The organism is Dolichospermum circinale AWQC131C, from assembly GCF_000426905.1.
Lineage (GTDB): Bacteria > Cyanobacteriota > Cyanobacteriia > Cyanobacteriales > Nostocaceae > Dolichospermum > Dolichospermum circinale.
Genome location: NZ_KE384593.1, coordinates 80,198 through 86,690 on the forward strand (window position 1 = coordinate 80,198; position 6,493 = coordinate 86,690).

5 protein-coding genes are annotated in these 6,493 nt (G+C 37.2%); 2 read left to right on the forward strand and 3 right to left on the reverse strand.

The genetic code is table 11. From position 1 onward, the window contains the following. Positions 1–230: 230 nt before the first annotated feature. Both ACIR131C_RS0104045 and ACIR131C_RS0104050 read right to left on the reverse strand, forming a co-directional pair. On the reverse strand, positions 231–1,109 hold the full coding sequence (locus tag ACIR131C_RS0104045) for a succinate--CoA ligase subunit alpha (RefSeq protein WP_028089160.1): 879 nt from the start codon (positions 1,107–1,109) through the stop codon (positions 231–233). Between the two features lie 158 nt (positions 1,110–1,267). Beyond that, on the reverse strand, positions 1,268–2,521 hold the full coding sequence (locus ACIR131C_RS0104050) for a succinate--CoA ligase subunit beta (RefSeq protein ID WP_028089161.1): 1,254 nt from the start codon (positions 2,519–2,521) through the stop codon (positions 1,268–1,270). 335 nt (positions 2,522–2,856) lie between these two features. Here ACIR131C_RS0104050 and ACIR131C_RS0104055 point away from each other — a divergent pair, with 335 nt between their 5' ends. Next, a complete protein-coding gene (locus tag ACIR131C_RS0104055) occupies positions 2,857–4,404 on the forward strand; it encodes a hypothetical protein (protein WP_028089162.1) in 1,548 nt (515 codons plus the stop codon). A 52-nt stretch (positions 4,405–4,456) separates the two neighbouring features. On the opposite strand, the gene ACIR131C_RS0104060 is transcribed toward ACIR131C_RS0104055, so the two are convergent. Next, a complete protein-coding gene (locus ACIR131C_RS0104060; RefSeq protein ID WP_028089163.1) occupies positions 4,457–5,323 on the reverse strand; it encodes a shikimate dehydrogenase in 867 nt (288 codons plus the stop codon). A 152-nt stretch (positions 5,324–5,475) separates the two neighbouring features. Between ACIR131C_RS0104060 and ACIR131C_RS0104065 the strand changes: the two genes are divergently transcribed. After that, the gene (locus ACIR131C_RS0104065; RefSeq protein ID WP_028089164.1) at positions 5,476–6,378 is read left to right on the forward strand and encodes an alpha/beta fold hydrolase; all 903 of its coding nucleotides are present in this window, start codon (positions 5,476–5,478) and stop codon (positions 6,376–6,378) included. Positions 6,379–6,493: the final 115 nt, after the last annotated feature.

Consider the following 6,493-nt stretch of genomic DNA (forward strand, 5'->3'; position numbering starts at 1 on the left):
ATCAGGTATTATTTATATTAGCAGTAATGCAAAATTACCAATTCATTTAGAAAATAATATTCGTGATTTAAACAACGATGTCTATTTAAGTAGCTGAACGCAAAAAAAACCGACACAAGTAACGAAAAGTAAAGTTGTCGAAAACCTCTTCCCTGTTCCCTGTTCCCTGGTCATAACGACAATTTTTAACGCCAACCTAACTTGTGTTTCTGTGTGCGATCGCCTGTTAGTTAAATTTGCTTTTTCAGTAATTCAGGAATTTGAGATGGACTATCGGCCAGAGGAATTTTGAGCGACTCAAAAGCAGCCAATTTACTTTCTACCGTGCCAAAATTAGCAGAACGTCCAATTACAGTGGCTAAAGTTCCTGTTTGTTGCCAATTTTGTGTGGGTGGTGCGTGTCTACCGGCAATATAGGCAACTACAGGTTTATCAATTGTTTCAGCAATATATTTTGCGGCTGCTTCTTCACTGCCTCCACCAGGTTGGCCAATTAAAACAATGGCTGCTGTGGTGTCATCTTCATCGAGAATTTGTAACCATTGCAGAAATGAAGAACCGACAATAGTATCACTGCCAATGCTAACACTAATTGACTGACCCAAACCCACCTTTGTTAATTCCCAAGCGACTTCATAGGTGAGGGTACTACTACGGCTAACAATTCCCACAGAACCTGGGATATAAAATTCACGTTCGTGAGTACCCAGAAGAATTTTCCCGGGGACGATAATTCCCGGACTATTTGGACCGATAATTAAGGTTTCACCTGCTTCTGTTTTCCGAAGTAATTGCACCATATCTAGGGGTGGTACACCAGCAGTGATAATAATAATTTGGGGGATATTAGAAGCTATTGCTTCTAATGCTGCATCCAAAACTTGATCAGGTTGAACACAAATAATTGTTGTATCAATCTGTCCAAATTTGGCAACAACCTCCTCAACTAAATCAAATACTGGTAGATTATATATTTGCTGTCCACCATGTCCAGGATTGACACCAGCTACCAAATTTGTACCGTAAGCTTGCATTTGAGCAATATGATTTGCTGAGATAAATTCACAAAATCCCTGGATTAAAACTTTACTTTCTGGTGTTAAGTTCATAATTTGTTAGTGGGTAATTTAATTTGCGAGTGTTCATTTATAAAAATCGTTCATCCTCAGATCCCCGACTGCATCAGCAGGGCGTTTTTATTTATGAATACAATAAATTAAAGAAGTTGGGAATCTGATGACATCATCTGAATGCTTATCTTCAATTTTTATTTTTTAACTTTTACTTCCCTGCTTTTCTTTTTATCTTCAGGTAATCTAACTAAACGAACTGCTTCTTTAACTGCTTCGTCTAAATCCTCTGCTAAGATAATTGATTGATTGGTGTTTTTTAATGTGGCTATATATTCTCTAAGATCATTAAATTGAGATCCAACTAAACGGAAAACTAAATGGGGTAAATTCACCTGATTTTGAATCTTATTATTAGTAATTAGCATCTCAGATGTGATTTCACTCCTGTTTAATTGCAGAAAATTACCCATAATTTCGGGAAGTTTGTCAGCTTGAGGAATAGTTCCTAAAAAGTTGATTAAAATAACTTGAATACTTTGATCTTCGGACAAAGTTTTCAAACTACTGATCAAGCGATCGCTAAAAGTTGTCAATTTAGTATCACTCATAAATGAATGACGCAAATTGACACATTTACCAGGTTTACCACCTGCATAAACAACCGCATCCAATGTTGTAAATATAGAACCTTTGCCGTTACCTAAGATACCGATTTTACCTGGCATTTCTAAGCTATCCCAACTACCTAAAAAGTCGTTGTTTTTTTGATTACCATGACGACCACCGACCATTTTTGCGGCCATGTCAGCTATTTCGGGATGACGGTTAATAGCTCGTTCATTAACCCTGATTTTACCATTCAGAGCCATAACTTGACCTGTTGAGTTCACACCCAAAGGATTAATTTCTACTAAGTCCAAATCTTTCTGGATAAATAACTGGTACAGTTTCTCAACAATATTGCTTACAGACTGCATCAAAGTACCCCGTAAACCCATTTTCAAAGCCAGTCTTCGAGCGTAAAATGGAGAAAATTCTTGTTCGACAACTACGTGCTGGAATTTTTCTCCTGTTGTTTCCCAGTCAATATTTGCTTCCGTACAACCCAATAAAACGGGACGACACAGCGCAGTATCCAAAACTACAGCAAGATAAAACTCCTCTTGAGCATCATACTTTGATTCTGCCAATAAGACTTCTGGAAATTGTCCCCAAATTGGTAAATTAAATATATTTTGTGCCGCAGCTATGGCATCAATTGTTGTTTCTACGATTCTCACCCCTCCAGCTTTTTCCCTTTCCCCTCCTTGTACTTGGGACTTGAGTACAATGGGGTAAGGGATTTTCAACCGTTTTAAGTCTGTGGGATGATCTATTCTTTGGGACGGTAGGACGGGAATCCCAATTTTACCAAACCATTCTTTAACTTGATACTCTAATAAGTCCATTGAAACACACCTTGTATTGATAACTCCAACGCTATGCACTCTTGAGAAGATCTAAATATTGTCAATGATCCTGAAGATTATGGAATTTGGCTGTGGTTAACTGAAAATTTTTTTGCCATTGTCTAATTTATAATCTAATTGTATAAAAAAAGTATAAGACTTCACGCGAAACTCTTGGCGGTGTTTTTCGTCAATAATTCAATATTGGTTAAAAAATGATTGTCTTGGCTTCGAAATCAGGGTTTGCATCTAGCTACGAATTTTCCTCATTTGTGTGTCAATCTCCAGTCTATTTAATCATCAAAACTATACGGAAAAAGTGACGGTAACGCTTCATGAACATTACAGTTGAACAACAAGAACTACTACTTTTAGGCGATATTTTGCAAAAAAGATTAGCAGCAAAAGTGACTGATATTCGGGATTTTCAGGTAAAATGCGCCATCAAAAATGATTTATTGATGATTCTCACTGAACACCGTCCAAATGTGACTATTGACACTCAGCAAGTTTTTGAGGTCTTGGCACAAACATTACAATCCCAATTCAACTACAAAACTCAACATATCCAATTTTTCTTGAGAGTTTTTGGGGAAAAGCTTCCCTATGCTCAATATTTCCTAGATTCTCCCATGCCGACAGCGGAGGAAGAAACTCTCTTAACCGAACCTATTCCTGATTCATTTGTCTCCAGTCCTAAGGCCTCCTTTTTAAACCATTCCTCACTAGATTCAATTTTACAGAATCTATCTGAGGATGAAGATAAATCCCAGGAAATTAACCAAGGGTCTGATCCTTTTGTTCATATCCCAGATCAACCGGAAAAAAGACATTTATTACGATCATTTCCCCCTGTGTCTATAATTGGTACTACTGTATTTATCGTCTTCCTTTACCTGAGTGGTACTTTTGTTCTCCATCGTGGTTGTGTAATTTTGGAGTGTAAAGAATTGCAAACAGCCAAAAAATTTAAAGGTGAATATCAGCAACAGATCAAAAGTACCAAAACCGATTTAGAGTTATTAGCAATACAACAAAAACTAGACGAGGTAGTAGCAGATTTACAAAAAATACCTCAATGGTCTCCTCGTTATCGAGAATCTCAGGAATTAGTTAATAATTTTTCTCAAAAGTTGTTAAAAATTAACCAAGTATTCCAGGCTCTACGGACAGCTAAATCTGTAGAGAAAACAACTCTAGATCCTGCTAAAACTTGGTCTGAATTACGCAATAGACAAAATTTGTTGAGACAAGCAATCACTCGACTAAATACCGTTAAAGATGAAAGTGAATTTCGTCAATTAGTACAAGAGAATTTATCAAGATATGAAAATAGTTTAAACACTACTACCCAGCAGTTAATTAAAGAAGAAACATGGCTGAAAAAAATTGCTAGTGCTAAAACTTTGGGGGACGCAGCTATCAAAGGTCAAGCTACTGCTAAATCCGTTACTGATTGGCAACAGGTAAAATTTAATTTACAGACAGCAATTAATAGCTTAAAAACCATTCCTGAAGACAGTTTTGGGTTTCAGGACGCGAGTAAACTTTTAGCAACCTATCAGTCAAAAATAATTGTAGCAGATGACAATGCTAAAAAAGAAAAATTATCAACAATGTCCTCTCAAGAAGTTCTCGCAGTCATGAATCAGGTCAAAACTGATCTCAATAAGACTTGTACCAGTAACATTAAGATTTGTACTTTTGCCATCGAGAAGAATAAAATTAATATTCGCTTAACTGTTGAATATCAAAGCTTATTACAAGCTAATAATCCCACCATGCTGCTTCACTTCCAAAGTTTGCAAAATGCTCTGAAAGTCATTAGTCAAAAATATCAACTTCCTGTATCTATTGATAATTCCCAGGTACAGGAACAGTAGAAGAAGCAGGGGAAGAGGGAGTCAAATCTCAAATCTAAGATTATGTGACTCCTTAAATTCCCAAGTGATTTTGTAATGCTTGACGCATTTGCGTGACGGGAACTGTTTCTTTTTGTAACCAGATTTTTAAGGCTGCTGCACCTTGTTGTACGAGCATTTCTAAACCATCAATAGTTACTATCCCTTGTTTTTGGGCTAGGTGCAAAAATTTTGTTGGTTTAGGGATATATATTAAATCATAGGCGATGGCATCACCAGGTAAATAACCCATTTCTTGACTACTCAGTGGTGATTGTTCAACATGGGGATACATTCCTATGGGGGTTGTATTTACTAACAGGTTAGCTTGGTGAAGTAAATTTGGTAACTCTGTCCATTCATGGACCTGGAATTTATCTGCAAAGGGTGAATTTTGCCAACTTTGCTCAAATACTTGTAATTTCTGTAAATTCCGCCCCACAACGTGAATTTCGGCTAAACCAAGTTGAATACAACCAGCAACAACAGCCCTCGCAGCACCACCATTCCCTAAAATTACCGCTTTTTTCTGACTCCAATCTTGATGATATGTTGTTTGTAAAGGAGCGATAAATCCTTCTACATCTGTATTTGTACCTAACCATTTATTACCTTTATTCACAACGGTATTTACAGCACCAATAGCTTGAGCAATAGGGGAAATTTCCGATAATAAAGGTAATATTGCTTGCTTATGAGGAATTGTGATACTAAAGCCTACAACACCAATACTAGCAAAACCTGCGATCGCTGTTGCTAAATTTTCTGGGGCAACGGGAAAAGGTAAATATACATAATCTAATCCCAGTTTAGTCAAAGCGGCATTGTGCATCAATGGTGACAGAGAATGTTCTATAGGGTGTCCAATTACTCCCAAAATTTTAGTTTTTCCGGTAATCATTTGTATAGTTGTTGGTTGTACATTTAAAAGGCGGTTAGAAACCGCATCTACACAGGCAAAACCCATCTGTGTGGGTGATAATTAATTTAATTTACATAATTTAATTTACATAATTTACAATTGTTCACAGTAACTTAATATTTCTTGGCAATATGCAAACAAGTATCGCTCCTTTGACAAATCCGATTCCTGGTCAATACTGGCAATGGCGTGGACACAAAGTGTATTATGTACAAGCAGGAGAACCGCAAGTGCAACGTCCACCCTTACTATTAGTACATGGTTTTGGTGCGTCCACAGACCATTGGCGTAAGAATATCACAGAATTGAGTGCAGACTTCCAAGTATTTGCCATTGACCTATTAGGATTCGGACGTTCAGCAAAACCTAAATTGCAGTATAGCGCCGATTTGTGGCGGGATCAACTCCATGATTTTATCAGTGAAGTTATTGGTCAAAAAACAATTTTAGCGGGTAACTCCTTGGGAGGATATGCTTGTTTATGCGTCGCTTCTCAACGTTGTGATAGTGCTGCTGGTGTAGTATTACTTAATAGTGCAGGTCCTTTTTCCCAAGTAGAAAATCAAATTCAACCTGCTGCAAATCCCCTCAAAAAACTTTTAGGAAACGCTATTAAATGGTGTTTTAAACAACGGTTAGCACAGTCTTTGTTATTTGAATATACGCGGCAAAAATGGGTAATTCGGCGCACCTTAGAAAAAGTTTATCTTGACAAAAATGCAGTTACAGATCAATTAGTCGCAGAAATTCAACGTCCTGCTTATGATCCAGGGGCTTTAGATGTATTCATTTCTGTTTTTAGCACTCCGCAAGGGCAGAAAGTTGATGTTTTACTCAAACAATTAAATTGTCCTTTATTGTTATTATGGGGAGAAGCAGATCCTTGGATGAAAGCGAGAGAACGTTCTCAGAAATTCCATGAATATTATCCCCAATTAACAGAATATTTTCTCATAGCTGGTCATTGTCCCCATGATGAAATCCCTGAACAAGTAAATTCATATTTACGTGATTGGGTAATTAGTTTGCATTAAATTTGCATTAAAATTAGGATGGGTGGGCATCTTCTCCACCCCAGAATATTTTTAATACAGCACTTCCCGATGTTATGAGGTACAAGAACCCCACCCCCAACCCCCTCCCCGCAAG